General features: G+C 39.5%; 24 protein-coding genes and 2 tRNA genes. 21 read left to right on the top strand and 5 right to left on the bottom strand.

What is annotated here, in order from left to right; all coding sequences use genetic code 11:
- The first annotated feature begins 63 nt into the window (after positions 1 to 63).
- Both K9B36_RS05420 and K9B36_RS05415 read left to right on the top strand, forming a co-directional pair.
- Positions 64 to 145 (top strand) — tRNA-Leu (locus tag K9B36_RS05420).
- A 41-nt stretch (positions 146 to 186) separates the two neighbouring features.
- Positions 187 to 257: transfer RNA gene (locus K9B36_RS05415), tRNA-Gly, on the top strand.
- Positions 258 to 476: 219 nt separating this feature from the next.
- On the opposite strand, the gene K9B36_RS05410 is transcribed toward K9B36_RS05415, so the two are convergent.
- Positions 477 to 1142: a B3/B4 domain-containing protein gene (locus K9B36_RS05410; protein ID WP_223700957.1), complete on the bottom strand. Its 666-nt coding sequence runs from the start codon at positions 1140 to 1142 to the stop codon at positions 477 to 479.
- Positions 1143 to 1235: 93 nt separating this feature from the next.
- Between K9B36_RS05410 and queG the strand changes: the two genes are divergently transcribed.
- The 11 genes from queG (at position 1236) to K9B36_RS05355 (ending at position 14702) form a co-directional block, all read left to right on the top strand.
- Entirely contained in the window at positions 1236 to 2384 is a 1149-nt protein-coding gene (queG, locus tag K9B36_RS05405; protein ID WP_223700956.1) for a tRNA epoxyqueuosine(34) reductase QueG, read from the top strand.
- A gap of 188 nt (positions 2385 to 2572) precedes the next feature.
- Complete coding sequence (locus tag K9B36_RS05400) at positions 2573 to 3460, top strand: amidase domain-containing protein (protein ID WP_223700955.1); 888 nt, start codon at positions 2573 to 2575, stop codon at positions 3458 to 3460.
- A gap of 74 nt (positions 3461 to 3534) precedes the next feature.
- The gene (trmL, locus tag K9B36_RS05395; RefSeq protein ID WP_223700954.1) at positions 3535 to 4026 is read left to right on the top strand and encodes a tRNA (uridine(34)/cytosine(34)/5-carboxymethylaminomethyluridine(34)-2'-O)-methyltransferase TrmL; all 492 of its coding nucleotides are present in this window, start codon (positions 3535 to 3537) and stop codon (positions 4024 to 4026) included.
- A gap of 806 nt (positions 4027 to 4832) precedes the next feature.
- On the top strand, positions 4833 to 6728 hold the full coding sequence (locus tag K9B36_RS05390) for a PrkA family serine protein kinase (protein WP_223700953.1): 1896 nt from the start codon (positions 4833 to 4835) through the stop codon (positions 6726 to 6728).
- A 123-nt stretch (positions 6729 to 6851) separates the two neighbouring features.
- On the top strand, positions 6852 to 7013 hold the full coding sequence (locus K9B36_RS05385) for a hypothetical protein (RefSeq protein ID WP_223700952.1): 162 nt from the start codon (positions 6852 to 6854) through the stop codon (positions 7011 to 7013).
- A 303-nt stretch (positions 7014 to 7316) separates the two neighbouring features.
- Complete coding sequence (gene yhbH, locus K9B36_RS05380) at positions 7317 to 8486, top strand: sporulation protein YhbH (protein ID WP_223700951.1); 1170 nt, start codon at positions 7317 to 7319, stop codon at positions 8484 to 8486.
- 260 nt (positions 8487 to 8746) lie between these two features.
- Positions 8747 to 9760 (top strand): LacI family DNA-binding transcriptional regulator, encoded by a 1014-nt coding sequence (locus tag K9B36_RS05375; RefSeq protein ID WP_223700950.1) that lies wholly within the window; start codon positions 8747 to 8749, stop codon positions 9758 to 9760.
- Positions 9761 to 9967: 207 nt separating this feature from the next.
- Positions 9968 to 11143 carry a galactokinase gene (locus K9B36_RS05370; protein WP_223700949.1) on the top strand — a complete coding sequence of 392 codons (1176 nt, stop codon included), beginning with the start codon at positions 9968 to 9970 and terminating at the stop codon, positions 11141 to 11143.
- Positions 11144 to 11147: 4 nt separating this feature from the next.
- The gene (galE, locus tag K9B36_RS05365; protein WP_223700948.1) at positions 11148 to 12146 is read left to right on the top strand and encodes a UDP-glucose 4-epimerase GalE; all 999 of its coding nucleotides are present in this window, start codon (positions 11148 to 11150) and stop codon (positions 12144 to 12146) included.
- Positions 12143 to 13654, top strand: coding sequence for a UDP-glucose--hexose-1-phosphate uridylyltransferase (gene galT, locus K9B36_RS05360; protein WP_223700947.1), 1512 nt, complete (start codon positions 12143 to 12145; stop codon positions 13652 to 13654). Before galE ends, galT begins: the two co-directional genes overlap by 4 nt.
- Positions 13655 to 13658: 4 nt before the next feature.
- Positions 13659 to 14702: an aldose epimerase family protein gene (locus K9B36_RS05355; protein WP_223700946.1), complete on the top strand. Its 1044-nt coding sequence runs from the start codon at positions 13659 to 13661 to the stop codon at positions 14700 to 14702.
- Between the two features lie 864 nt (positions 14703 to 15566).
- On the opposite strand, the gene K9B36_RS05350 is transcribed toward K9B36_RS05355, so the two are convergent.
- Positions 15567 to 17156: a glutathione ABC transporter substrate-binding protein gene (locus tag K9B36_RS05350; RefSeq protein WP_223700945.1), complete on the bottom strand. Its 1590-nt coding sequence runs from the start codon at positions 17154 to 17156 to the stop codon at positions 15567 to 15569.
- 371 nt (positions 17157 to 17527) lie between these two features.
- Here K9B36_RS05350 and K9B36_RS05345 point away from each other — a divergent pair, with 371 nt between their 5' ends.
- Genes K9B36_RS05345 through K9B36_RS05330 form a run of 4 tightly spaced genes read left to right on the top strand, consistent with a single transcriptional unit; the run spans position 17528 to position 21404 of the window.
- Positions 17528 to 18421: an ABC transporter permease gene (locus K9B36_RS05345; RefSeq protein WP_223700944.1), complete on the top strand. Its 894-nt coding sequence runs from the start codon at positions 17528 to 17530 to the stop codon at positions 18419 to 18421.
- Positions 18422 to 18442: 21 nt separating this feature from the next.
- Positions 18443 to 19369 (top strand): ABC transporter permease, encoded by a 927-nt coding sequence (locus K9B36_RS05340; RefSeq protein WP_223700943.1) that lies wholly within the window; start codon positions 18443 to 18445, stop codon positions 19367 to 19369.
- Between the two features lie 15 nt (positions 19370 to 19384).
- Positions 19385 to 20398, top strand: coding sequence for an ABC transporter ATP-binding protein (locus K9B36_RS05335; protein WP_223700942.1), 1014 nt, complete (start codon positions 19385 to 19387; stop codon positions 20396 to 20398).
- A complete protein-coding gene (locus K9B36_RS05330) occupies positions 20391 to 21404 on the top strand; it encodes an ABC transporter ATP-binding protein (RefSeq protein WP_317889855.1) in 1014 nt (337 codons plus the stop codon). The genes K9B36_RS05335 and K9B36_RS05330 overlap by 8 nt, the downstream gene beginning before the upstream one ends.
- Before the next feature lie 332 nt (positions 21405 to 21736).
- On the opposite strand, the gene K9B36_RS05325 is transcribed toward K9B36_RS05330, so the two are convergent.
- Entirely contained in the window at positions 21737 to 21940 is a 204-nt protein-coding gene (locus tag K9B36_RS05325; RefSeq protein ID WP_223700941.1) for a hypothetical protein, read from the bottom strand.
- A gap of 177 nt (positions 21941 to 22117) precedes the next feature.
- On the opposite strand from K9B36_RS05325, the gene K9B36_RS05320 reads away from it, so the two are divergent.
- The 3 genes from K9B36_RS05320 to K9B36_RS05310 all read left to right on the top strand — a co-directional run bounded on the left by K9B36_RS05320 (position 22118) and on the right by K9B36_RS05310 (position 23923).
- Positions 22118 to 22915 (top strand): AraC family transcriptional regulator, encoded by a 798-nt coding sequence (locus tag K9B36_RS05320; RefSeq protein WP_223700940.1) that lies wholly within the window; start codon positions 22118 to 22120, stop codon positions 22913 to 22915.
- Positions 22916 to 22996: 81 nt separating this feature from the next.
- The gene (locus K9B36_RS05315) at positions 22997 to 23407 is read left to right on the top strand and encodes a DUF1761 domain-containing protein (RefSeq protein ID WP_223700939.1); all 411 of its coding nucleotides are present in this window, start codon (positions 22997 to 22999) and stop codon (positions 23405 to 23407) included.
- 24 nt (positions 23408 to 23431) lie between these two features.
- Complete coding sequence (locus K9B36_RS05310; RefSeq protein ID WP_223700938.1) at positions 23432 to 23923, top strand: DinB family protein; 492 nt, start codon at positions 23432 to 23434, stop codon at positions 23921 to 23923.
- Positions 23924 to 24039: 116 nt separating this feature from the next.
- Here the strand turns inward: K9B36_RS05310 and K9B36_RS05305 are convergent, their stop codons facing one another.
- Positions 24040 to 24348 carry a putative periplasmic lipoprotein gene (locus K9B36_RS05305; protein ID WP_223700937.1) on the bottom strand — a complete coding sequence of 103 codons (309 nt, stop codon included), beginning with the start codon at positions 24346 to 24348 and terminating at the stop codon, positions 24040 to 24042.
- 178 nt (positions 24349 to 24526) lie between these two features.
- On the opposite strand from K9B36_RS05305, the gene K9B36_RS05300 reads away from it, so the two are divergent.
- Complete coding sequence (locus tag K9B36_RS05300; protein ID WP_223701010.1) at positions 24527 to 25384, top strand: VOC family protein; 858 nt, start codon at positions 24527 to 24529, stop codon at positions 25382 to 25384.
- A 69-nt stretch (positions 25385 to 25453) separates the two neighbouring features.
- On the opposite strand, the gene K9B36_RS05295 is transcribed toward K9B36_RS05300, so the two are convergent.
- Entirely contained in the window at positions 25454 to 25633 is a 180-nt protein-coding gene (locus K9B36_RS05295; protein WP_223700936.1) for a hypothetical protein, read from the bottom strand.
- Between the last annotated feature and the right edge of the window lie 135 nt (positions 25634 to 25768).

The following is a 25768-nucleotide window of genomic DNA, read 5'->3' as shown; positions in this document are numbered from 1 at the left end:
AGGTGACTACCGTACCGGTTCGATTCCGGTTCTCGGCACCATTTTCATATATTTTGTCATTAAGCCGGTGTGGCGGAATTGGCAGACGCGCACGACTCAAAATCGTGTTCCTTCTGGAGTGTCGGTTCGACCCCGACCATCGGTACTTATTTTATCTTCTATCTAGATATTCACTAGGAATAGTATGCGGGTGTAGTTTAGTGGTAAAACCTCAGCCTTCCAAGCTGATGATGAGAGTTCGATTCTCTTCACCCGCTTCATAAGTAACAAAAAGACTTCAGCTTAATTGCTGAAGTCTTTTTTGTTCAAATTAAAACTAACATTTTACTTTAGTATCAATCCCCCACATTTGAAACTTGATCAGCTTCTATGGTGTTCTAATATGTAGAGAGGTAGATAAAGATAAGGTTAATTCTTTAACCATTCAAGAAGAGCGAGGTTTATATTTCCAAGCTGGCAACAGTATTTAACCTGCTTTAATTAATTATTTGGGTTTTAGTTGTTCCTCCGTGTACCTGGACAAACATCTTGCTTATAGCCTCTAGCATCTCTTTACATTCCGTGATTTCCATTGATGGCTTAAAATAAACGACATGGAGGGCAGATTTGGTTGTTTCAGATACTGCCGTTCTTCTGCTATCTACAAACGGGCTTCCAAAGGGACCAAGGTGATCTGCTGTATGTAGCATATTTTTCATACTTATCTCACGGCCATTAAGTCCATCGTACACACTTTGATCTTCTCCGATAGAAAAGGAGAGGCTACCTTGAAGTTTTTCTAAGTCATAGATACCTAATGGAATTTCATATTTCAAAGAGAAAAAGTTGTTTAAGTCGACCGCTGAATTAAAGGGATCGAGAAATTGCCCTTTTTTTAGACGCCGAAATAAAGCTTCAACAGATGGACGGTACCTTGTAGGGTCCGTTCCAAACTGTTTAAAAACGGAACGCCATTCTGTAACGCCAGTAATGTCTTTTATTTCTTTGTTTTCAAGATCAATATGGAGAGATTCTTGAAAGAGTCGAATTCTTCCTTTTAACATTTGAGGCGAGTCACTTATTGTGATATCTTCATAGAATATGATTCCAAATTTAAAGTTCGATATATAATTTTTTACAGTTTGTTCTACAAAAGTTTGCATTTTGTTACCCCTTTCCATTGTTTTCATTATGGTAAGTGTACCATATTTCGTATAGGATAGAGAAAGACAAGTTAACTAGTAGGGGAGGTGTTCATGTTGAATAAGGGCAACCAAAAGTTAAAAGCTGATATTATTGCTTATAGTAAAGAGATAGGTATTGATAAGATTGGCTTTGCAAGTGCAGGTGTGTTTACCGGTTTGAAGGAGAGGCTTCGGGTACAGCAGGAGAATGGGTATCAGTCTGGATTTGAAGAATCGGATATTGAGAAGCGGACGAATCCAGAGCTATTACTGCCTGAGGCTAAATCGATTATTGCAATTGCGCTAGCGTATCCTTCTAAAATGAAGGATGCTCCACGAAGTACACGGGAAGATCGTAGAGGAATTTTTTGTCGTGCTTCTTGGGGGATGGATTATCACCATGTATTAAGGGGTAAGCTTCAGAAGCTGGAGGCCTTTATTAAAGAGCAGCAGCCTAATGCTTTAACTAAATCTATGGTTGATACTGGTGAATTGAGTGATCGGGCTGTGGCGGAACGAGCTGGAATTGGCTGGAGTGGGAAGAACTGTTCGATTATTACACCAGAGTTCGGTTCTTATGTGTATTTAGGAGAGATGATTACTACCATCGCTTTTGAACCGGATAGACCATTGGAAGATAATTGTGGTACTTGTAATAAGTGCGTAGAAGTGTGTCCCACTGGTGCGCTTGTTCAAGGTGGGCAACTCGATTCAAATAAATGTATTGCCTTTTTAACGCAAACAAAAGGGTTTTTAGCGGAGGAGTATCGGACTAAGATTGGGAATCGAGTTTATGGCTGCGATACCTGCCAAACTGTATGTCCGGAAAATAAAGGGGTGGATTTCCACTTGCATCCAGAAATGGAACCCGATCCTGAAGTAGTTAAGCCTAAATTAAAGCCGTTACTGACTATTTCAAATCGTGAATTTCGCGAAACGTTTGGGTTGATTTCTGGCTCATGGCGTGGAAAGAAACCGATACAACGGAATGCGATATTGGCATTGGCACATTTTAAAGATGCTACAGCGGTAAATGATTTGTTAGATTTAATGAAAAATGATCCGCGCCCTGTTATTCGCGGAACAGCTGCATGGGCTGTTGGTAAAATTGGGGATAAAGCTGCACTTGAATCATTAGTAGGCTTTAAAGAGCAAGAACAGGACGAAGGAGTATTAATGGAAATAGATAAGGGGATTGCCATGTTACAAGACGGAAGCTGATGCTTCTGTCTTTTTTTTGCCGTTTTGTAAAAAATTGCTGTTACTGTGTTTTTTATCGCGGCAATTTACTTTATACGCTATATTCTATCGATTATCTACCGTCTTAGGCAACGATTTTTATTTTCTTAATGTTTTTAGCTCCCTCATCATATTATGGGACTATGGATGATTAAATGGGAGGGCTGAGGATGCGTGAAAAGCTGATGCTACATATCCAAAATCAAGTTAATAGGTATGTATATAAAAGTAAGCATACCGGCAGGGAAATGATGAATAATGATACAGTCTTTAAAAAGCAGCGGATGCATCAAAAAAGAGGAGCAGAAATTGTAAAGTGTTCCGCATCGGGAAAGATTATTTCGATGAAGAGTGATGGTGGAAATGAAGCTGCAGTCTATGAGGTTTATATTGGTTATCTAATAAAGCATGGGAATAAATTATATTTAGAGGAAGAAGCAGATCAACGATATTTGTTATGGGCGGGTGAAGATGTGGTTGAGGATTACTCTCTTAATGATGAAGGTGGACATGAGCAGGGCTTTTCCATTACGCCGATGGAAGAAGTAGCAGAGGATAGAAACCTGCGCTTTACTTATAATAGATTAGAAGCAGTTAGATATGCGGAGCAATGGTGGGATAGCTATAATCCGAAATATAGAAAGTTTGATGTAGATTGCACAAATTTTATCTCCCAGTGTTTGCATGAGGGGGGAGCCCCGATGGTTGGTCATCCAAACAAAAGCAGTGGCTGGTGGATGAAGGGGAATTCTTGGAGTTATACCTGGAGTGTTGCACATGCATTGCGATGGTATTTGCCAAGTGCAAAAGCCGGGGTGAAGGGTAAAGAAGTTCAGAGTGCGGAGTTATTAATGCCAGGGGATGTCATATGCTATGATTTTCAGGGTGATGGCAGGTTTGACCATAACACCATCGTTGTTGCTAAAGATGCAGATGGGCAGCCACTAGTAAATGCACATACTTATAATAGCCGAATGAGGTATTGGGCGTATGAGGATTCCACAGCTTATACACCTAAAATAAAATATAAGTTTTTTCATATTATTGATAGAGATTAGTGGTTGATTCTCTTCTCAGAAAAAGGTATTGTTGTAGAGGATATATTTTCTGCATAAAACAGAGGTGAAAATGAATGGGATTAAATGTTGTACTATATCAACCAGAGATTCCTGCTAATACAGGAAATATTGCAAGAACCTGTGCTGCAACCAATACCACTTTGCATCTGATTAGGCCATTAGGGTTTTCTACAGATGATAAAATGTTAAAAAGAGCAGGTCTGGATTATTGGGAATTTGTAAAAGTTGTTTATTATGATAGCTTAGAGGAGTTATTTGAAAAGAATAAAGAAGCGGAATTTTTCTATATTACAAAGTTTGGCACAAAGCCACATACTTCTTTTGATTATAGTAATATGGACAAGGATTATTTCTTTGTATTCGGCAGAGAGACAACCGGCTTACCTAAGGATCTAATACAAAGTAATTTAGATCAGTGTTTACGATTACCAATGACAACGAAGGTTCGCTCTTTAAACTTGTCCAATACAGCAGCTATCTTAATATACGAAGCTTTGCGTCAACAGGATTATCCTGACTTATCAATTGAGTTTCCGGAAGAATAGAAAAGACCTCCTATACAGTTAGGAGGTCTTTTGTTTGATTTATTTAATGATGTTTTTAGTGTGGGCAAAAGGCATTTGCACTTATAATTTAATTTATTTCTTTCTTGTACCCGGTCTTTCATCGACCCCAGCTGTAAAGATAGCTGTTAAGAATGCAAGGCATACACCTAGAATTAAGAATCCACTTGTTCCCATGTCTCGTTTCCTCCTTATGTAAGGTAAAGTTCATGTAAGCATACTACCTTTTATTATATCCTAATGGACAAGCATTGTGAATGGTTTGTGTGGAGAATTTATGACAGACTTACTAGATGCTTGTCGGAGCTGAACGAGCCGCTTGCGCTTTTCTTTGTCTAGCTCCAGCGGCTAGCTCCTCGAGTCATTAATCATTTCCCTCCAGTGGTCAATGTGCGTCCTCTTGCGTGAACTGTCTTATGCTTGTCGGAGCTGAACGAGCCGCTTGCGCTTTTCTTTGTCTAGCTCCAGCGGCTAGCTCCTCGAGTCATAAATCATTTCCCTCCAGAGGTCAAAGAGCGACCTCTTGCGTGAACTGTCTTATGCTTGTCGGAGCTGAACGAGCCGCTTGCGCTTTTGTTTGTCTAGCTCCAGCGGCTAGCTCCTCGAGTCATAAATCAATTCCCACCAGAGGTCAAAGAGCGACCACTTGCGTGAACTGTCTTATGCTTGTCGGAGCTGAACGAGCCGCTTGCGCTTTTCTAATTTAAAAGCATGTTTCACCTTTGGGGAGCATAGAGTATATTAATCAGGCATCGCGCTCTTATGGATGTTATAAAGGGGAGGTCCTTATGGAAATTTTACGTAAAATTGAAAAGTTTCGTGAAGAAGAACATCGTTTGAAGTGGGAAGGAACCTTTGGAGAGTATTTGGAATTGATTAAACGAGAACCGTGGGTGGCACAATCTGCCCATTCTAGGGTTTACAATATGATTAAAGATGCGGGTGTAGAAGAGGTGGAGGGGCAGCGGAGGTATAAATTCTTCAGCAGTGCCTTATTTGGTTTAGAAGATGCGTTAGAACGGTTAGTTGAAGAGTATTTCCATCCTGCAGCGAAACGGCTGGATGTTCGGAAAAGGATACTTCTTTTGATGGGCCCAGTAAGTGGAGGGAAGTCGACGCTCGTTACCATTTTAAAAAGAGGATTGGAACAATATACACATACAGATCGTGGTGCTGTTTATGCGATTAAAGGGTGCCCAATGCACGAGGACCCTTTGCATCTTATTCCACATCATTTACGGGAAGATTTTTATCAAGAGTATGGAATAAGGGTTGAAGGAAATCTGTCGCCTTTGAATATGATGAGACTGGAAAAAGAGTATGGTGGGCGAATTGAAGATGTGCTAATAGAGCGGATTTTCTTGTCTGAGAACCAGCGTGTGGGAATTGGAACCTTTAGTCCTTCAGATCCGAAGTCACAGGACATTGCAGACTTAACCGGTAGTATTGATTTCTCTACAATAGCGGAATTTGGCTCAGAATCCGATCCGAGAGCTTATCGATTTGATGGAGAACTTAATAAAGCCAACCGTGGAATGATGGAGTTCCAGGAGATGTTAAAGTGTGATGAGAAGTTTTTGTGGCATTTATTGTCTTTAACGCAGGAAGGAAACTTCAAAGCTGGACGATTCGCTTTAATTAGTGCAGATGAATTGATTGTGGCACATACGAACGAAACGGAATACCGTTCCTTTATTTCTAATAAAAAGAATGAAGCGTTGCATTCCCGTATCATTGTCATGCCGGTACCATATAACCTAAGGCTGACAGAAGAAGAAAGAATTTATGAGAAAATGATAAATGAGAGTGATGTAGCGGATGTGCATATTGCACCACATACTTTACGGGTCGCAGCAATGTTTACTATTTTAACTCGCTTAAAGGAACCAAAGCGTGGAGACATTGATTTGGTGAAGAAAATGCGTCTATATGACGGGGAATCAGTAGAAGGATTCAATAGCATCGATATCCAGGAGCTTAAAAAGGAATATGCGGATGAAGGAATGAGCGGCATTGATCCTCGTTATGTTATCAATCGCATCTCTTCGACTATCATTCGTAAGGAGGTACCATCTCTTAACGCATTGGATGTCCTGCGTTCACTTAAAGAAGGATTGGATCAGCATGCTTCCATTTCTAATGAAGATCGCGAACGATTCTTGAATTTTATTTCTGTAGCGAGAAAAGAGTATGATAATATTGCCAAGAAAGAAGTTCAAAAGGCATTTGTGTATTCTTATGAAGAGTCCGCGAAGACATTGATGGAAAACTATCTGGACAATGTGGAGGCCTATTGTAATAAAGCTAAGCTCCGTGACCCATTAACTGGAGAAGAGATGGGGGCAGATGAAAAACTCATGCGTTCCATTGAAGAACAAATTGGTATCTCTGAGAATGCGAAGAAGGCTTTCAGGGAAGAAATTCTCATTCGTATTTCCGCATATGCTCGTAAAGGAAAGCGGTTTGATTATAACTCACATGAGCGCTTAAGAGAAGCGATTCAGAAAAAGCTGTTTGCTGATCTAAAGGATGTTGTGAAGATTACCACATCATCGAAAACGCCGGATGAGGCGCAGCTTAAGAAAGTTAACGAGGTAGTAGCACGTCTAGTAGATGAACATGGCTACAACTCTACCTCAGCGAATGATCTGCTGCGTTATGTGGGAAGTCTGTTAAACCGATAAAAATAAATAGAAAACAGCAGGGGATGCCTCTGCTGTTTTTTGCTACATCCACACCCTAATCCTTCCCTAAAAGAGGTTTGATATCATTAGCGAAGGGGAAAATAGGGAATAGGGGTGATAATAATGGAAAAAGATTCATCTACTAGAACTGAAAATACGATGGCCTCCAATGAAGAAGAGATGGAAAAATTATCAAAAGAGATGGAACAATTTAAAGAAAATAAAACAGATCGAACACGAGATCCTCAACAGCATAGCAATAATAATGAGAATGAAAAAGAATAGTGAACCTTCCTGATGTGGGAAGGTTTTTTTATTTTCTAAATTTCGTATAGTACTAGCTGGTTCTTGCATAAATCTAGTAATACTAAGAAAGCCTGATGCTTGTCTATTCTTGTAGTTTGGGAGCCTAATTATCTAAATAATCTGTCAATTATTTCAGATACGTGCATAGGATAGAGTAACCAACCCTTCTTTTGATTCAAGGTTGGTCTCTTTAAAATTTTTACCTAGATATTGTATGCAGTACTTTACGAAATGGTTCCAGAGTTTTATGAAATTGTTTACCAAATACAAGGAGGGATATCGATGACGATGTCAGATGAGACGAATTTTGTAGTGTCCAAAGAGGATTGGTCCCTCCATCGAAAAGGCCATGATGACCAAAAACGCCATCATGATAAGGTCCAGGAGGCTATTAAAAATAATTTACCAGATCTTATTACGGAAGAGAATATTGTGATGTCTAATGGCAAAGAGGTCGTTAAGATCCCAATCAGGTCTTTAGATGAGTACAGAATTCGTTATAACTATGACAAAAACAAGCATGTTGGCCAAGGTGATGGAGATAGCCAAATTGGTGATGTGGTTGCAAGGGACGGTTCAGGTCAGCAGAAGGGTCCAGGGAAAGGCCAGGGAGCAGGAGACCAGGCAGGGGAGGACTATTACGAAGCAGAAGTATCTTTAATGGACTTAGAATCCGCTTTATTCAATCAGTTGGAGCTGCCAAACCTTAAACAAAAAGAGCGGGATGACAATATAGTTGAAGATTATGAGTTTAATGATATAAGAAGAACTGGGTTAATGGGAAATATCGATAAGAAACGAACCATGATGTCAGCCTATAAACGAAACGCGATGACAGGGGCAGCGAGCTTTCATCCCATCTATCAGGAGGATCTTAAATTTAAGACTTGGAATGACGTGGAAAAACCAGATTCCAAAGCAGTAGTACTCATGATGATGGACACTAGCGGTTCCATGGGAATGTGGGAGAAGTATATGGCAAGAAGCTTCTATTTTTGGATGACACGGTTCCTGCGAACCAAATATGAAACGGTGGAAATTGAATTTATCGCCCATCACACAGAAGCAAAGGTGGTTAGTGAAGAGGACTTTTTCTCTAAAGGGGAAAGTGGGGGGACTATTTGTTCTTCCGCCTATCGTAAGGCTTTGGAGTTAATTGACGGAAAATATTCACCGACTCGCTTTAATATTTACCCATTCCATTTTTCAGATGGTGATAATTTAACCTCTGATAATCAGCGTTGTGTGAAGCTAGTGGCAGAACTGATGAAGGTTTCAAACATGTTTGGATACGGAGAGGTTAATCAGTATAATCGCCACAGTACCCTTATGTCAGCCTACAAGAACATGAGTGATGAAAAGTTCAGACATTTTATTTTAAAACAAAAGCCAGATGTGTTCCATGCGATGAAGGAATTCTTTAAGAAAGAACAAAACAAACTGTATGCTTAAGATAAAACCAGCCGAGGGGCTGGTTTTTTATTTGCTGGTCATTCATACTAACTATATAGGCTTAATGAAAGGCTATTTAAATCCCAAGTCTTGTACATGGAAAAAGTGTAGCAGAGCGCTAAAAATTAGCAGGTAGTTCGGGGTAATGTAACCGATATAAATATGATCTTTTCACTAAGGATTAAATTAATAGAAGTAAAACAGTTTAAAGTTTAGTAAAATAAAACTAAGAAGATTTAAATCAAGGAGGAATAAAACGATTGGCGACGTTAAAGGATATTGCAGAAAGAGCTGGAGTATCATTGGCAACAGTTTCAAGAGTGTTAAACTATGATACCAGCCTGAGCGTTACAAATGAAACCCGGAAAAAAATATTTGAAATAGCAGAAAGCCTCCATTATAAAAAATCCAGTAAAACTCGGGGGAGGAAAGAAGAGTCAAAGCGTTTACAGTTCGGGCTAATTTATTGGTACTCCGAGCAGCAGGAGTTGGCTGATCCATATTATATGTCGATTAGACTAGGTATTGAAAAAGAGTGCTTTGAACGTCAGATTGACATTGTTAAGTTGTTTGTGAAAAAGGAAATGAGCACAAACCGTGCGAGTTCATTAGATGGCATCATAGCAGTAGGAAAATACAGTTCCGAGGAAATTGAGGAGTTTAACAAAATTTCCGAAAATATCGTACTAGTCGACTTTTCCCCAAACGATAATTACGACAGTGTAGTCGTTGATTTTCGTAAATCAATGACCGAAGTGTTAGAATATCTGACAAACCTGGAGCATCGGGATATCGGATACATTGGTGGAAGAGAATATGTTCACGGTGGCATTCCGATAAAGGATGAAAGGGAAGTAACTTTCTATGAGTACCTTTCCTTAAGGAATATGTTTAATTCGAAAAATGTGTGGACTGGCTCCTTTACTGCAGAAGACGGATATGCGCTTATGAAGGAAGCTCTTTCTGAGGGGAATTTACCGACAGCTTTTTTTATTGCGAGTGATAGCATGGCTATTGGTGCAATTAGAGCATTGCATGAAGAAGGGGTGAAAGTTCCACAAGAAGTTTCTATTGTCGGTTTTAATGATATTGCGACTTCAAGATATCTACAGCCCTCTTTAACAACTGTAAAAGTATACACCGAATTTATGGGGGAAGTAGCTGTAAAACTTTTACTTGACCGATTAGAGAGTGAAAGAACATTGTCACAGAAAATAGTCGTGCCAACCCATCTAGTCATTCGTGAAAGCTGTGAGAAAAATACGCCTTCTTAAAAAAATTCGCTTCCTTATATAAAGGAGCGGATTTTTTTACGTTGGGCTAACTTGTGGAAGGGTGTGATTTTTTGCTCCCATAAAAGAAAACATTTATTTAGTAAAAATAGATAAAAATATTGTGTGTTTTACTAAAAGATAGTAAACTACTAATATAAAGCATTAAGAAAAATACTTTTTTAAAGATGAATGGGTGGAGGAAATGGGATGGAGACGAAACAACTAATTGGTACTTTTGAAGAGATTTTTACAACAGCTGACCCCCGTGTTTTTTTTGCACCTGGTCGGATTAATTTAATTGGAGAACATACGGATTATAATGGAGGAAATGTTTTTCCTTGTGCTATAACTTATGGTACTTATGCAATTGCTAAAAAGAGAAGTGATCAAAAAATCAGAATGTATTCGAGTAATTTTCCGCACACTGGGGTTATCGATGTGGAAATGGATAGATTGGACTATAATGCAGCACACGATTGGGCTAATTATCCAAAGGGAATGGTTAAATTTTTGAATCAAAGGCATCAGTCTATCGATTCTGGATTTGATGTTTTATTTTATGGCAATATTCCCAACGGAGCAGGTTTATCATCGTCCGCCTCGATAGAATTGGTAACAGGAGTATTACTTGAAAACCTCTTTAATTTAGAGATCGACAGAATCGATCTTGTGAAACTTGGACAGCAGGTAGAAAACCAGTATATTGGGGTTAACAGCGGTATCATGGATCAGTTTGCTATTGGAATGGGAAAAAAGGACCATGGCATCTTGCTGGACTGTACTACGTTGGAGTATGAGTATGCTCCACTCGAACTGGAAGATTATAAGATTATTATTATGAACACAAATAAGCAACGGACCTTGGCAACATCCAAGTATAATGAAAGAAGAAATGAATGCGAAAAAGCGTTAGTATACCTCCAACAGGAGCTGGATGTTTTGTCCTTGGGAGCTATTACCGAGCAGACGTTTGAGGGAAATAAGAACCTAATCGAGGATGAAGTTACGATGAGAAGGGCCAGACATGCAGTAACAGAAAATGCCAGAACAGAGAAGGCACTGCATGCACTTAAGGACGGAAGATTAAATGAATTTGGAAAGTTGATGAACTTATCCCATATTTCTCTTCGCGATGACTATGAAGTTACCGGTCTGGAATTAGATACATTAGTTGAGGCTGCCTGGGAACAGGAAGGTACCCTTGGAGCAAGGATGACTGGAGCGGGGTTTGGTGGATGTGCAATCGCTATTGTGGAAGAAGATAAAATTGATGAATTCATTAGATCTGTTGGCGATAAATATTTAGAATCCACAGGCTTGGAGGCAACGTTTTATATTGCAAGTATCGGTGATGGTGCAAAAGAAATCAAAGTAGGAGGGTGAAAAGATGAGTATACTAGTTTTAGGTGGAGCAGGCTATATAGGATCACATGCAGTGTATCAGCTTATCGAAAATGGTCAAGAGGTAGTGGTAGTAGATAATCTGCAAACGGGGCATATCGAGGCTGTCCACCCAAAGGCTGTTTTTTATCAAGGAGACTTGCGAGATAAAAAGTTTCTGAGAAATGTATTTCAACAGGAGAAAATAGAACAGGTGGTTCATTTTGCCGCTAATTCCCTTGTCGGAGAGTCGATGGAGGATCCGCTATTATATTATCATAACAATGTTTATGGTACACAAGTCTTACTAGAGGTCATGAAGGAGTTTGGGGTCAAGAATATTGTCTTTTCCTCCACAGCTGCCACATACGGTGAACCAGATCAGATTCCGATAACGGAAGATGCTTTAACCGCTCCTACTAATCCATATGGTGAAACAAAGCTTGCAATGGAGAAAATAATGAAGTGGTGCGATCAGGCATATGGAATTAAATTTGTTGCACTGCGCTATTTTAATGTGGCTGGCGCAAGAGTTGAGGGCGTAATTGGAGAGGATCATACCCCTGAAACACATTTAATACCAATCGTCTTGCAAGTTGCACTTGGGAAGCGAGAACATATTACAGTATTCGGTGAAGACTATGATACTCCAGATGGTACCTGCATAAGAGATTATATACATGTGGAAGACTTAGTTGGGGCGCATCTTTTGGCGCTTACTTATTTGAAAAATGGCGGTGAGAGTGAAGTTTTTAATCTTGGTTCCAATAAAGGGTTTTCTGTTAAAGAAATTATTGAAGCAGCTAGAAAAATAACGAATCATGCGATTCCCGCAAAAATAGGTGAACGTCGGGCCGGGGATCCCGGACAATTGGTTGCATCCTCACTTAAGGCAAAGACTATCTTGAACTGGAAGCCTAACTATAACAATATCGAAAAAATAATTTCTGATGCATGGAAGTGGCACCAACAACATCCTACAGGATATGAAGGTGATTCCAAATGAAGAAGAAAAAAGTCACTACGGTTATTCAGTTATTAGTAGAGCAGGGGCTAAAAGGAAATCTGATTGAATTTGAAGATGAAGTTTATGTGCGCAATCAAATTCTACATTTGCTGCAATTGAAGGATTTTCAAAAAGAGGATCTTCCAACAGATAGCTCAGAAGCTAACATACCAGATTTAGTAGTAGACCTGGTTGATTATGCAGTTGCAGAAGGTTTAATCTCCAATCTGCTAGACGAAAAAGAGATCCTGATGAGCAGTATCATGAACTGCTTTATGTCAAAGCCATCTGAAATAAATCATAAGTTTTATCGGATGTTTAACGATGATCCTAGAACTGCAACGGATTATTTTTATACATTAAGTAAAAACAGCAACTATATTCAAATGAAGCGAATAAATAAAAACATCGAATACAAAGCAGAAACTCAGTATGGAAAATTAGATATTACAATTAACCTTTCCAAACCGGAAAAGGACCCGAAAGAAATTCAATTAGAAAAAGAACTAAAACAAGATGCGAATTATCCTGCTTGTTTACTTTGCATGGAAAATGAGGGATATGCAGGTCGGATTGGTCATCCTGCCCGTTCGAACCACCGCATGATTCGGGTAGCACTGAACGAAGAAGGATGGTTATTACAATATTCCCCTTATGTGTATTACAATGAACATTGTATACTGTTATCGGAAGAGCACAGAGATATGCGGATACAAGAAAAAACCTTTGCTACTCTTTTGGCTTTTGTCGAAAAGTTTCCTCATTATTTTATTGGTTCCAATGCAGACCTTCCTATAGTTGGAGGCTCTATTTTATCCCATGATCATTATCAGGGTGGCAGATATGATTTTGCCATGGCAAAGGCAGAAGAAGAATTTAAATTTCAGCTGTCTGCCTACCCGAATATAGATTGCAGCACTGTTAAATGGCCGATGTCTGTTATTAGGCTGAGAGGTGATAATAAGGGAGAGCTGGTTCAAGCGGCTTCCTATATTTTAGAGCAATGGAAGGGGTATAGTGATGAAACAGTTGATATTATAGCTTTTACAAAAAACACCCCACACAATACCATTACTCCTATTGTCAGGAAAAAAGGTGAACAATTCGAAGTTGATCTTGTGCTAAGAAATAACAGAACAACGGAAAGACACCCATCAGGGATTTTCCACCCTCATGCAGATGTGCAACATATTAAAAAAGAGAATATAGGCCTTATAGAAGTAATGGGGCTTGCCGTCTTACCGAAGAGGTTGGAGGAAGAGCTCGAGGAAGTGGAGCAGTATATACTGGAAAGCGGCACCACTGTTAAAGACTATCATCTGTCATGGGCAAATGAGCTAAAGGAGGAGTACACTTATTTAGCTAATTCAAGGGATATAAAGGAATATTTGCGAGAAAAGGTTGGTCAGAAGTTTTTGAGAGTATTAGAAGATGCTGGTGTATTTAAAAGAGATAACATCGGACAAAATGCCTTCCGATTATTTACAGACTCATTGAATGGAAGTTGATTTTATGAAAATATCCAAAAAACCAATAAAAGGATTAGAACATACTCCCTACTATAAATTTAATCTTACCAATGAAAACGGAATAGAAGTAGAGTTTCTAAATCTAGGGTGTGTAATCACCAAAATATTGATGCCAGACAGGCTAGGAAAAAAAGAAAATATCGTTCTTGGCTTTAAGGACTACGAAGATTACCTAAATAACTCTCCTTACTTAGGAGTGGTAGTGGGAAGAGTTGCAGGGAGGATTGGCCAAAGCAAGTTTTCCTTGGATAAAAAAGAATACATCGTTACTAAAAATGAAGGAAACAATCATCTACATGGAGGTAAATCAGGGTTCAGCCATGTTTGCTGGAATGATGAGGTGTATGAGAAGGAGAATGAGGTCGGAGTAGTTTTCACTTATCTAAGTAAAGATGGGGAAGAAGGATATCCTGGGAATTTATCTGCAACAGTGAGATATGCATTGACCAGTGACAATAGATTCACCATTTCATATGAAGGTTTTTCGGATAAACAAACAATCTACAGTCCGACCAATCATACGTATTTTAACTTAAGCGGTAATTTAAAAAGAGATATTCTTAAACAAAAATTGAAGATGCCTGCTGATTGGTACCTGCCACTTTCTGAAGATTTTCTTCCATCTTCAAATAAAGAAGCAGTGGATATGACGGAGTTTGACTTTAGAGAAGGTCGTATTCTAAAAGACGGAATCGAGTCAAGTCATCCTCAAATTTCTTTAGCAAACGGTTATGATCATTTTTATATACTAAACAAAAAGATTCCGGAGTTCTTTTTATTGGATGTTGAGAGTGGTAGAAAGATGAGTGTTGCGACTGATTCCCAAGGGCTTGTTCTTTATACGGGTAATCATCTTTCATCTAATCTGGAGCTCGATGGAGGAAAGGGTAAGTCCTATTTAGGGGTTTGCCTTGAGACGCAATCTTTACCTGTTGGTTTGGATTTAGGCGAGCCTTCTAATGCTTATGTAAAAGAAAATGATTCTTATTATAGTTTTACTGAGTACAGATTTAGTATTGTGGATTAGGAACTTTATAGACCTAGGTGGGGGGACTTGATGAACTCCTGTTTCTTTCCGTTCTAAGTGCTCGCTTATTTGTTGGTGGTGCGGGAGGCTTCTTCGGGTTAGTCTGAAGGGGTCTCCCGTTTCCCGTTTTACTATCTACCGCTATCGACCAGAGGGGAGTCTTGCACCGTGCACTCCGGCCGCCAGGTGGTGCCTTGTTTAATGTATGGTGATGTTATCTGTTTTTCGGGTTTGGCGAGAATAATAGTCAGAAAGAAATTTCAAGTAGGTCCTAGAAGAGTTAGATTGGTGTTTTCGTCCTTTATTTTGGGGATATCACCAATGGAACGGGGTTAGTGGGTAGATTTCGCGGTGGCTTGCATGCTGTATTCCGGTGTTGCGTACCACTTCTCGGAACTTGTGCACGGAACTCGGGTTTTTCGTATNAACGGGGTTAGTGGGTAGATTTCGCGGTGGCTTGCATGCTGTATTCCGGTGTTGCGTACCACTTCTCGGAACTTGTGCACGGAACTCGGGTTTTTCGTATCACTTCTCGGGACTTGCGCACGGAACTCGGTTTTTCCGTACCACTTCTCGAGATTTGCGCACGGAATGCTTTTTCTCCATACTTCATGGCGATTTGCGCATAGCCCCAGGATATGATGCCGTATCTTCAGGGAATGCAAGGCTGATTTCTTATACAGAATGCTTTCGTGCTTCATTTTAGAGGAGGCAATTACCCGTTGAAAACACTTGTAAGGAATTTTACACAATAATAAGGACTTGACTAATAATCATAAAAGTTTCCTATTTTAAGCAAAGTGTGTGAGAAAAGATTAAAAAGAAAACCCTCGACTTTTATAACTAGTCGAGGGTCTTTCTTTCTTATTGAAGCTTCACACCGTGGAAGTAAGGAGTACCACTGAAGTCTACGAATAGACCGTTAGCACCGTTTGTTCCGTAGTTGAAGTCAGGGTGTTGCAGGTAAACCATTGGAGCTTCGTCTACAAGAATCTCAGAGACTTCTTTGTAAGCTTCATTACGCTCATCCTGGTTTGTCTCAGAGCGGGCAAAGTCAAGTAATTCATCTACGCGGTCGTTAGCGTAGAAAGATCGGTTACCAGGCGCTCCGAATGTGGAAGAATGGAATAGAGCATATAGACCGTAGTCAGCATCACCTGTTACAGTAGTCCATCCAAGGATGAATAGTTCATGCTCACCATTGGCAGTTGCATCAAGGAACGCACCCCACTCAATGATTTCAATGTTAACTGTGATACCAATTTGACCTAATTGGTCTTGGACAAGTGTTGCAATTTGCTCACGCTCAGCGTTTGCAGAGTTTACATAAAGAGTTGTTTCAAATCCATCTTCAAAGCCCGCATCAGCAAGCAATTGCTTTGCAGCTTCCACGTCATATCCAAGTGGCTCAAGATCTTGGTAGTTACCAACAACTGTAGGAGCAAGCGGTCCAACAGCAGGTACACCCTGACCGTCCAGGATACCGTCAACCACATCTGTTTTGTTGATTGCCATGGAGATTGCTTGACGAACTTCTTTAATGTTGTATGGCTCTTTTTCCATATTGAAGCCTAGATAGTCCATACGAGTACCGCGAACGTTCACCAACTCGATTCCTGAACCAGACATGCCTTCTACACGGGCTACATCAGATGCACCGATTTGTGTCACTTGAGCTTCACCCGTTTCAAGCATTGCAACACGTGTTGATTGCTCTGGTACTACAACAAACTTGATGGAATCAAGTGCAGGTGCACCATCCCAGTAGTTTTCGTTTTTCACTAATGTGATTTCAGAACCGCGGTTCCAGTTTTCAAATACGAAAGGCCCTGTTCCAACTGGATTTTCGTCTACAGTTTCTCCGCCGCTGTTTTCTTCTTCAATTGCAGAAGGAGCGATGATAGAACCAGCGTTATGTGCTAAGTGAGCCGGTAGTGGAGCGAAAGGTTCAGCAGTTTTAATATGAACTGTATGTTCGTCAACAACCTCAACTTCTGTGATCATGTTAAGTACTACAGCACGAGGAGATGCAAATTCTGGATCTAAAATACGTTCAAGTGTCATCTTTACTGCCTCTGCAGTGAAATCCGTGCCATCGTGGAATTTAACATCAGTACGTAGTTTAAATTCCCAAACAGTATCTTCAATAGCTTCGAAAGACTCGGCCAGTGAAGGAACTACAGTACCGTCAGGGTCATAAGCAGTTAAACGGTCGAATATTTGCGTTGTTACGTTTGTTGTGGAAGTATCATTCATTCCGTGTGGATCAAGTGTTGGGGCATCTGCACCAACTACGAATGATAGCTCTCCGCCATCTTGGCCTTCTACTTCGCCATCATCTCCGGCACCGCCGTTGTTTGTCGTCCCGCTGCTGTCATTTCCACCACTACATGCAGAAAGAACCAGCATTAGGGAAAGAAGAAGCAGGAAAAACACATTCTTTTTTGTTTTCATGTAAAATTACCCCCCTGAAGAATTTGTTGATACAATTTTAAATCAATGGATAAGCCATGATTGATTTTTATAATAAGCTAAAAACTGAAAATTCACAAGAGTTTATTTTCAAGAAATTTTAACAAAAATATTATTTTTGTAATAATATAACAACTTTCGACAACGAAAATATTACGTTCTAATTAATTTTTCGGTGTATATAATGAAAAAAATATTTATTTGCATATTTACTATCATTCTATTTATTTTGTATTGTAAGACTTTTTCAAACTATTGTAATATTACAATAAAATAGCTATTATAGTATCTAGTTATATAGAAACTTAGAGCTAATAAGAATGTTACAAACAGATGAGGGGATGGGAAGAATCATGAGTCAACCACAAACGACAACGGGGGTTCCAGTTACCATTAAGAGTTCAAAAACGGTCCGTTGGATATCTTTTTACAAAAAACTGGCTAAGAATAAAGCTGCCCTGGTGGGGGCCTTTATAATTATAGCAATTGTAATTCTCGGTGCACTTGCACCATTGATAGCCACTCATGAACCAAACGCAACTAATGTTATGAATAAGCTTCAAGGCCCATCAGCTGAACATTATCTTGGTACAGACCAGATGGGGCGGGATGTTTTTAGCCGACTTCTATATGGAACACAGATTTCCCTAGGGATTGGATTTGTTTCGACACTTTTAGGTGCAATAGTAGGAGTGGTTTTGGGAATTATCTCTGGATACTATGGAAGGTGGATAGATAGTCTGATCATGAGGATATGTGATGTCCTTCTGGCATTCCCAGGAATCTTACTGGCATTGGCAATAGTAAGTGTTCTTGGAGCAAGTACGAGGAATGTAATTATTGCCGTTGCTTTTTATGCGATTCCTTCGTTTGCCAGAATTGTTCGCGGATCCACCCTTAGTGTAAAGAAACTTGAATATGTGGACGCAATAAAAGCTATGGGCGCAAAAGATGGAAGAATTATTTTTCGTCATATCCTGCCAAATATTATGTCGCCGATTATTGTACAAGCAACATTGTATATTGCTTCTGCCATTATTACAGCAAGTGCTCTTTCCTTCCTTGGAATGGGGACAAGGCCGCCGCAAGCAGAATGGGGGGCTATGTTAAGCGAAGGGCGGGCTTATTTAGCCCAAGCACCTCATGTCACATTATTCCCAGGGATTGTCATTCTGCTGGTTGTAATTGGATTTAACATGATGGGTGATGGACTGCGTGATGCGTTAGATCCAAAATCAAGAAAATAATGGAGAAGAAGGTGAAATAATATGTTTATTTTTATCATAAGAAGACTACTTCAAACGATACCGGTACTATTTGGTGTAACATTGGCGGTTTTCCTGATGGTCCACTTGATTCCAGGGGATGCAGCTCAGATCATGGCTGGAGAGCAGGCTAGTACGGAACAGGTAGAAGCGATGAGAGAAAAGCTTGGCCTGAATGATCCATATCATGTCCAGTATTTCAGCTATATCGGGAATGCAATACAAGGGGATCTTGGTACTTCTGTGCGTACTAACCGGGATGTTACATCTGAAATATTCTCTGATAGAATCTGGATTACGATAGAGCTGGCAATATGGGGAACGATTTTATCCGTATTTCTAGGGTTGATTGCGGGGATTATCTCAGCTACCAGAAAGTATTCATATGCAGATACCTCTATCATGATTGTTGCCCTGTTCGGTGTTTCCATGCCAAACTTCTGGCTTGGTATTATGTTGATTTATTTATTCTCTGTAAATCTTGGTTGGCTCCCTGTTGCTGGATGGGGGAATGATTGGAAACAGATGATTCTTCCTATCATTACACTGGGAACCGGTGGTGCTGCCATCATTGCCCGTATGACTCGATCAAGTATGTTGGATGTAATTGATCAAGATTATATCCGGACCGCTTATGCGAAAGGTGTAAGCGATAAATATGTCATTTATAAGCATGCTTTAAGAAATGCTTTGATTCCAGTAGTTACAGTAGTAGGTTTGCAGTTCGGTACATTGTTGGGTGGAGCTGTTATTACAGAGACGGTTTTTGCAATAAACGGAATCGGACGGCTGATTATTACATCCATAAACATGCGTGACTTCCCAATGGTGCAAGGAACCATCTTAGTGTGTACATTATTGTTCGTATTTGTTAACTTCCTTGTGGATATCACCTATCGAATGATTAACAAGCGGATAGACCTTAACTAAAGGACGGTGAAAGACATGACAACAGCTAAAAGCGATAACATATTAGAAGTAAAAGGCTTAAGAACATCTTTTTTTACGGATGAAGGAGAAGTGAAAGCAGTTGACGGTGTGGATTTCTCCATAGAGAAAGGGAAGACTCTCGGTATTGTGGGAGAATCCGGATCCGGTAAAAGTATCACCTCGCTATCCATTATGAGACTGGGTGACGGTAAAATTGTTGGTGGGGAAATCCTATTCAAAAATGAAAACCTTATTGATAAAACAAAGAAACAGATGATGAACCTTCGTGGAAATAACATAAGCATGATTTTCCAGGAGCCGATGACTTCTTTAAATCCGACCTTGACCTGTGGCGAGCAGATTGCCGAGTCCATCAGGATTCATCAAAAACTCGGAAGGAAAGCTGCTTGGACAAAGTCTGTCGATATGCTCCGGCTAGTGGGTATACCATCCCCTGAAAAACGGGCTAAACAATATCCGTTTGAGCTTTCAGGAGGAATGCGCCAGCGTGTCATGATCGCAATTGCACTGGCATGTAATCCTGAATTGCTGATTGCGGATGAACCGACAACGGCACTCGACGTGACGATTCAAGCACAAATATTAGAATTAATGAAGAAGCTTCAGGAGGAATTGGGTACATCCCTTATGTTGATCACCCATGACTTAGGGGTTGTAGCGGAAATGTGTGATAAGGTGGCCGTCATGTACTGCGGAAAGGTAGTGGAATACGCAGATGTAAAAACTATCTTTTCGCATCCAAAACATCCATACACTGTCGGTCTATTAAACTCAGTACCAAAGCATGATGAGGATGTGGAAGGGGAACTTTCCGTCATCCAAGGTTCTGTTCCTAGTCCATTCAATCTGCCGAAGGGCTGCCGTTTTGCCCCTCGCTGCCCGCACGCCAGGGACATTTGCATCAATAATCTGCCGCACTTGGAGAAAACGGAAGACGGCGACCAGGTTCGTTGCTGGATTTATACAGATAAGTGGGAAGATGAGGAGGTTGCTGCCAGTCATGAGTAATCAAACATTATTAGAAGTGAAGAATCTTAAACAATATTTTCCTATAAAAGGTGGAGTATTGGGGAGGACTGTTAACCATGTAAAAGCGGTTGACGACATCAGTTTTTCCGTCAAGGAAGGGGAAACTGTCAGCATCGTAGGGGAATCCGGTTGCGGTAAATCCACAACAGGCCGTGCCATCCTGCGCCTGGATAACCCTTATTCCGGTGAAGTGAGCTTCCAAGGGGAAGATTTGCTTGCTTTAAGCAAGTCTGAGATGAGGAAGAAACGTAAGGATCTGCAAATTATTTTTCAAGATCCATATGCATCTTTGAATCCTCGTCAGACAGTCAGCCAGATTTTGGAGGAAGCATTGGAAATCCAGAATGTTGTGCCCCGTAAAGATCGCCGTAAAAAAATCGTTGAACTGCTGGAGACGGTCGGTATCGGTGCACATCAGGTCGACCGCCATCCCCATGAGTTCAGCGGGGGGCAACGCCAGCGTATCGGAATCGCACGTGCTCTATCTGTAGACCCGAAGCTGATTGTATGTGATGAAGCGGTTTCTGCGCTGGATGTTTCCATTCAAGCTCAGGTTTTAAACCTGCTGAAAAAACTACAACGCGAATTTAATCTTACGTATCTGTTTATCTCTCATGACCTGGGTGTGGTAAGACACATTTCCGACCGCATTATTGTTATGTACCTAGGTAAAATCGTAGAGATTGCAGATAAGAAAACTTTATTTCAAAATCCCCAGCACCCATATACTAAAGCTTTATTATCGGCTATTCCGAGCACGCATATCGGGGAAAAGAGGGAAAGAATCATTTTGAAAGGGGATGTTCCTTCTCCCATCGATCCTCCTGCAGGCTGCCGGTTCCATACGCGTTGTCCATATGCATTCGATCGATGCAGAACCGAAGCTCCTGACCTGCACCAAATTCCAGGAAAAGAGCAGCGATCAGCCTGTCATCTTGTAGAAGACGGCCCGGTGGACTTTTCAGAGCTGCAAACAATATATTAATAGCTATTACCCACTCTCTGTAATATTGGAGAGTGTTTTTTGTGCTATTCTTTCCGAGAATTTTAAGTTAAGTTTTCTCTACCTTAGGTTTAATCAAATGTTGCGGTGCAGACTTTCTTTTACTCGTTCCCCTTTTCATTGAAAACAAGATTTTCACTCTCCCATTGTACATACTTAAAGAATTGCTAGTTATGAAAAATGTCTAATAAAGGATAAATTTATCTTTCCTAAAAGCGATATATCTTTACACCAGATACCATATCGAAGCATTTTATTTACTTATCTCATAAAAAAAACGTGCTTATCTTAAGCACGTTTTTTTTATTGGAAAATTATACTCCCATTTTTCTTCTAGTATTGCTTGGTTTCTTTGTTTGCTGGCTTTTCATTTTCTGAGAGGATTTTAATCCATTCGTATTTGATTTGCCTGAAGTGTTTAGATTTTTCTTTTGCTCTAACTGCTTTTTAATTGCATCTTGTAGACTTATCTTCTTTTTAGGTTCTTCTGTTTGATTTGTTTGATTTTGCTCTGTCATGTAAAGTCCTCCTTGTAAGGGTATTGGTAAGTATAGTATATACTATTTTATTAAAGAAAGATAACGGGGAATCTTGGTTTTTAAAAATCTGATTTTTGCTATAATAAGGCGGAACAATCATTTTTTTTTGCATTTATATCTGTTCGTAGAGAAATTATTTAATTATGGGGTGCTCTAATGATTTACCAAATAAAGAAGCCTTCCATTCATTTGTTGCCATGGATTGAAAATTATTGGCAAGTGCAATTACATACTGGTGAGTTCATGAAGAATGAAACTATACTACCAAATGGTAAGATTGAGATGATTTTTGCGCTTGAGGGAAATTATAAAGTAGGAAATCGGAAAACATATTCCGTCAAGCATTCTTGGCTTTCTGGAATCCAACATGAGCCGTTACATATTCAGTATAATGGGGCTTCCAATTTGATTGGAATTCGTTTTCATCCTCATGGTCTATTTCCATTCCTACCAATACCAATTAATGAAACTATTAATCAAGTAGAGCCTTTATCCCTTCTTTTAGGCGAGCTTGCCAATGAGATATATGAGAACCTTTGCGAATCAAAAAGCATAGCTGAAGTTTTCAACAAACTTGATAGATATCTTATAAGTAGAATTAGTTCCAAAAAAGAAAAACAGCATAGTGTGGTTCAACAAGGAATCAACTACTTAAAAAAACACCCTACTACCAGTTTCTCTAATCTAGCCTTCCAATTAGGTTACTCAGACCGTCATTTTAATCGCATTTTTAAAGACCAAACAGGTATATCGCCCAAATTAATGGCCCGGATTTTCCGTTTTGAACAATCTTGTCTTCGTCTTTTTGATCAAAAAGAATTAGAGGGTTCTTCATTCGTTCAAGAGTTGGGTTATTACGACCAGTCGCACTTTATAAAAGAGTTTAAACGATTTTCCGGTATGACTCCAATGGAGTATCAAAAGGTTGCTAAGCATTCAAATAATTTTATCTGAACATGTCCGATTTTTACAATCCTTCTCTCTTTTTTTCGGTTATAATTAGTTCGATAAGAAAATAATGGAAGGAGTTATAGGATGGATATACAACAGGCTATAAGTGATTTGAATTATTTTGCAGTATTAGGAGCAGGTTTATCAGCATTTTTTATTGGAGGAATTTGGTACTCTTTGCTTTTTGGGAAGCTTTGGATGAAATTGCATGGATTTACTGATGAGCAGTTGCGTAGAACAGCTGGAAGGGTATTTGGTGGTTCGTTTGTATTGGCACTTATTATTTCCTTCGTATTAGCTTTATTCATAGGATCTGAGAGCACGGCGACATTTGGTTTAATAGCAGGTTTTATGACGGGAGCTTTTTTTGTGACTGCAGCAATGGGAATCACCTATTTGTTCGAACGTCGTCCATTTGTCCTTTTTCTTATTGATGGTGGATATCATATTGTGACATTTTCCGTGATGGGATGGATACTTGGGCTATGGTCTTGATACTTCTGGAAAGGAATGGATTTTATGACCAGTGAAGCATTGCTTTTTAAGCAATTGAGTTTTGTAAGAAATAGAACAAACCTAATCTTGGAGACAACATCTGAAGAGCTTGCAGATAGAATGCCAAATGGCTTTCGCAATTCTATCAGGTGGAATGCAGGGCATATTTTTTTAACAATGGATACTCTTCTGTATTCTTTTGCAGGCAAAGAACATTATGTTCCATTAAGTTATTTTAAACTCTTTCAAATGAATACAAGTCCTGCAGGGTGGGGTTCTGAACCACCGAATATGGATGAAATTAAAGGTCATTTATTAGATCAAACAGATCGTATCAAAAAAGATTTTACTGGTAGATTAGATGAGAAAATTGTAAAACCTTTTCAGATAGGAGACTACAAATTAGATACATTAGCGGAAGTACTTGGCTTTGCTAATTGGCATGAAGGATTACATCAAGGTGTTATGAACAGTATTAAGAGGGCTTCAGGTATAAATGATTTATGGGGAAAATAAAGCATCCAGGCTCTATTCATTATGCCTAGTGCTTTAAGCATAGCCGGGAGCCTCTACTGAATTATAGTCAGGGAGACTCCCGCGCTGGTCCGCGAAAAGCACTAAGGAATAATTTGTTAATTTAAGCGAAGCGTTTCTAACACAGTTTTTCCGTTAACTACTTTGGTAGAGAAGGCTATATTATCGCCTTCTTTTACTTTATCCAAATCTCCAACAACCTCGCCTTGTACTTCTATTGTTTCTATTTTGCCATTACGTTCGATTTTCACTTTGTTTTCTCCATCAAATCCTCGAAAAGTCCCTTCTACCTGTGTGGTTAGTTCAATTCCTGTTAGGCTATCATCCGTTGTTTCAGTTTCAGCATTATCTGTAGAACAAGCAGATAAAATAAGAGCGGTAAGGGCAAAGACGATTAACTTTTTCATTAAGGTTCATTCCTCCTTTTACATGTAGACGAAGGGGAGAGAAAAAAAGTTACGAAAACTGCCCCAGGGTTTATTAGACATGATTCTTCCAGTGGAATGCTATATTATATTAGAGGAAAGAAAATTGAAGTATGAGGCAATCTTTTTATTGTTTTATAGAAGGAGGAAGCGAAAGGTGATGGAATTTCATCAACGTCCACATGTTTATGTAGGGGAAGTAGTTATTAAAGTAGCAAACTTAGAGAAGTCGCTGTCTTTTTATAAAGAAATTATGGGATTTGGCATTCTAGAGCGAACCGACCAAAAAGCTACACTAACAGCCGATGGAGCAAAACCATTGATAACTATAGAACAACCAGAAATTATTAAACCCAAAAATAGTAGGACTACTGGCCTTTATCATTTTGCTTTGTTATTACCTGAAAGGAAGTTTCTTGGTTCTTTCATTCAGCACCTTATCAAAAAAAATTATCCTGTACAAGGGGGATCCGACCATTTAGTCAGTGAAGCTTTGTATCTGTCTGACCCTGATGGCAATGGTATAGAAGTATATATTGATCGACCGTGGAATACATGGGAGTGGGTCAACGGAGAAGTAAAGATGACTTCTGAGCCCTTAGATATTCAAAATCTTCTTTTCGATGCAGAAGGCTCAAAGTGGGAGGGGCTCCCCCCTGACACTTTAATGGGTCATATTCATTTACATGTTTCAGATTTGAATTCCATAGAGGAATTTTATACTAAAGCTCTTGGTTTTAAAGTGGTAAACCGATACGGGAATCAGGCGTTATTTATATCAACTGGTGAATACCATCATCATATAGGATTAAACACCTGGAATGGGGTTGGTGCTCCACAACCAGAAGACGAAAACGCAGGGCTACACTACTTTACCCTTATACTGCCGAGTGAAGAAGCGAAGGTAAAAGTGGTTGAAGAGCTTAATAAGTTCGGAGCGACCATCAGAAAGGATGGTAATTCTTTATTCACAACAGATCCTTCGGGAAATAAAATATGTCTTCGAGTAATAGAATAGAGAATAATTTCAAAGGGTGAGGGCTTGTTAGAGGCTTTCACCCTTTTTATATAAATTAAATGCTTGTAGCTACTTATTAATTAAACTTCGAACACCATAATAAATTAAGGCAAGTGAAAATACGAAAATCGTGATAACACCAATAATTGTTGCAATAGGTTCCAAAGGTGCAAATGTACCTGTCAATGGGACCCTTATTAAAGCGAAACCTGCTAGTATATTAGCTAAAAATAAAATAATTCTCTCCATGAAAACATCCTCCTCTCCTGTTTCTATCACTATATGCTCCTATAATTATTTGGTTGCGCAATCCGTTCGAAATGTAATTTTGGAAATAAAGGGAAGGATTTATTTTTGCGAAAAAGGGTATTAAATTTAAAAATA

The organism is Sutcliffiella deserti (assembly GCF_020037475.1).
In the GTDB taxonomy this organism is placed as follows: domain Bacteria; phylum Bacillota; class Bacilli; order Bacillales; family Bacillaceae_I; genus Sutcliffiella_A; species Sutcliffiella_A deserti.
This window is presented reverse-complemented; position numbering and strand designations above follow the sequence as displayed.

What these genes read in the sequence shown, in the direction of transcription:
- K9B36_RS05305 (WP_223700937.1), bottom strand. Translation starts at nt 24,348, where the DNA reads ATGAAAAAGTTAATCGTCTTTGCCCTTACCGCTCTTATTTTATCTGCT.
- queG (WP_223700956.1), top strand. Translation starts at nt 1,236, where the DNA reads ATGTTGAATAAGGGCAACCAAAAGTTAAAAGCTGATATTATTGCTTAT.
- K9B36_RS05390 (WP_223700953.1), top strand. Translation starts at nt 4,833, where the DNA reads ATGGAAATTTTACGTAAAATTGAAAAGTTTCGTGAAGAAGAACATCGT.
- galT (WP_223700947.1), top strand. Translation starts at nt 12,143, where the DNA reads ATGAAGAAGAAAAAAGTCACTACGGTTATTCAGTTATTAGTAGAGCAG.
- yhbH (WP_223700951.1), top strand. Translation starts at nt 7,317, where the DNA reads ATGACGATGTCAGATGAGACGAATTTTGTAGTGTCCAAAGAGGATTGG.
- K9B36_RS05315 (WP_223700939.1), top strand. Translation starts at nt 22,997, where the DNA reads ATGGATATACAACAGGCTATAAGTGATTTGAATTATTTTGCAGTATTA.
- K9B36_RS05330 (WP_317889855.1), top strand. Translation starts at nt 20,391, where the DNA reads ATGAGTAATCAAACATTATTAGAAGTGAAGAATCTTAAACAATATTTT.
- K9B36_RS05355 (WP_223700946.1), top strand. Translation starts at nt 13,659, where the DNA reads ATGAAAATATCCAAAAAACCAATAAAAGGATTAGAACATACTCCCTAC.
- K9B36_RS05410 (WP_223700957.1), bottom strand. Translation starts at nt 1,142, where the DNA reads ATGCAAACTTTTGTAGAACAAACTGTAAAAAATTATATATCGAACTTT.
- K9B36_RS05300 (WP_223701010.1), top strand. Translation starts at nt 24,527, where the DNA reads ATGGAATTTCATCAACGTCCACATGTTTATGTAGGGGAAGTAGTTATT.
- K9B36_RS05370 (WP_223700949.1), top strand. Translation starts at nt 9,968, where the DNA reads ATGGAGACGAAACAACTAATTGGTACTTTTGAAGAGATTTTTACAACA.
- galE (WP_223700948.1), top strand. Translation starts at nt 11,148, where the DNA reads ATGAGTATACTAGTTTTAGGTGGAGCAGGCTATATAGGATCACATGCA.
- K9B36_RS05295 (WP_223700936.1), bottom strand. Translation starts at nt 25,633, where the DNA reads ATGGAGAGAATTATTTTATTTTTAGCTAATATACTAGCAGGTTTCGCT.
- K9B36_RS05400 (WP_223700955.1), top strand. Translation starts at nt 2,573, where the DNA reads ATGCGTGAAAAGCTGATGCTACATATCCAAAATCAAGTTAATAGGTAT.
- K9B36_RS05335 (WP_223700942.1), top strand. Translation starts at nt 19,385, where the DNA reads ATGACAACAGCTAAAAGCGATAACATATTAGAAGTAAAAGGCTTAAGA.
- K9B36_RS05340 (WP_223700943.1), top strand. Translation starts at nt 18,443, where the DNA reads ATGTTTATTTTTATCATAAGAAGACTACTTCAAACGATACCGGTACTA.
- K9B36_RS05345 (WP_223700944.1), top strand. Translation starts at nt 17,528, where the DNA reads ATGAGTCAACCACAAACGACAACGGGGGTTCCAGTTACCATTAAGAGT.
- trmL (WP_223700954.1), top strand. Translation starts at nt 3,535, where the DNA reads ATGGGATTAAATGTTGTACTATATCAACCAGAGATTCCTGCTAATACA.
- K9B36_RS05350 (WP_223700945.1), bottom strand. Translation starts at nt 17,156, where the DNA reads ATGAAAACAAAAAAGAATGTGTTTTTCCTGCTTCTTCTTTCCCTAATG.
- K9B36_RS05310 (WP_223700938.1), top strand. Translation starts at nt 23,432, where the DNA reads ATGACCAGTGAAGCATTGCTTTTTAAGCAATTGAGTTTTGTAAGAAAT.
- K9B36_RS05320 (WP_223700940.1), top strand. Translation starts at nt 22,118, where the DNA reads ATGATTTACCAAATAAAGAAGCCTTCCATTCATTTGTTGCCATGGATT.
- K9B36_RS05325 (WP_223700941.1), bottom strand. Translation starts at nt 21,940, where the DNA reads ATGACAGAGCAAAATCAAACAAATCAAACAGAAGAACCTAAAAAGAAG.
- K9B36_RS05385 (WP_223700952.1), top strand. Translation starts at nt 6,852, where the DNA reads ATGGAAAAAGATTCATCTACTAGAACTGAAAATACGATGGCCTCCAAT.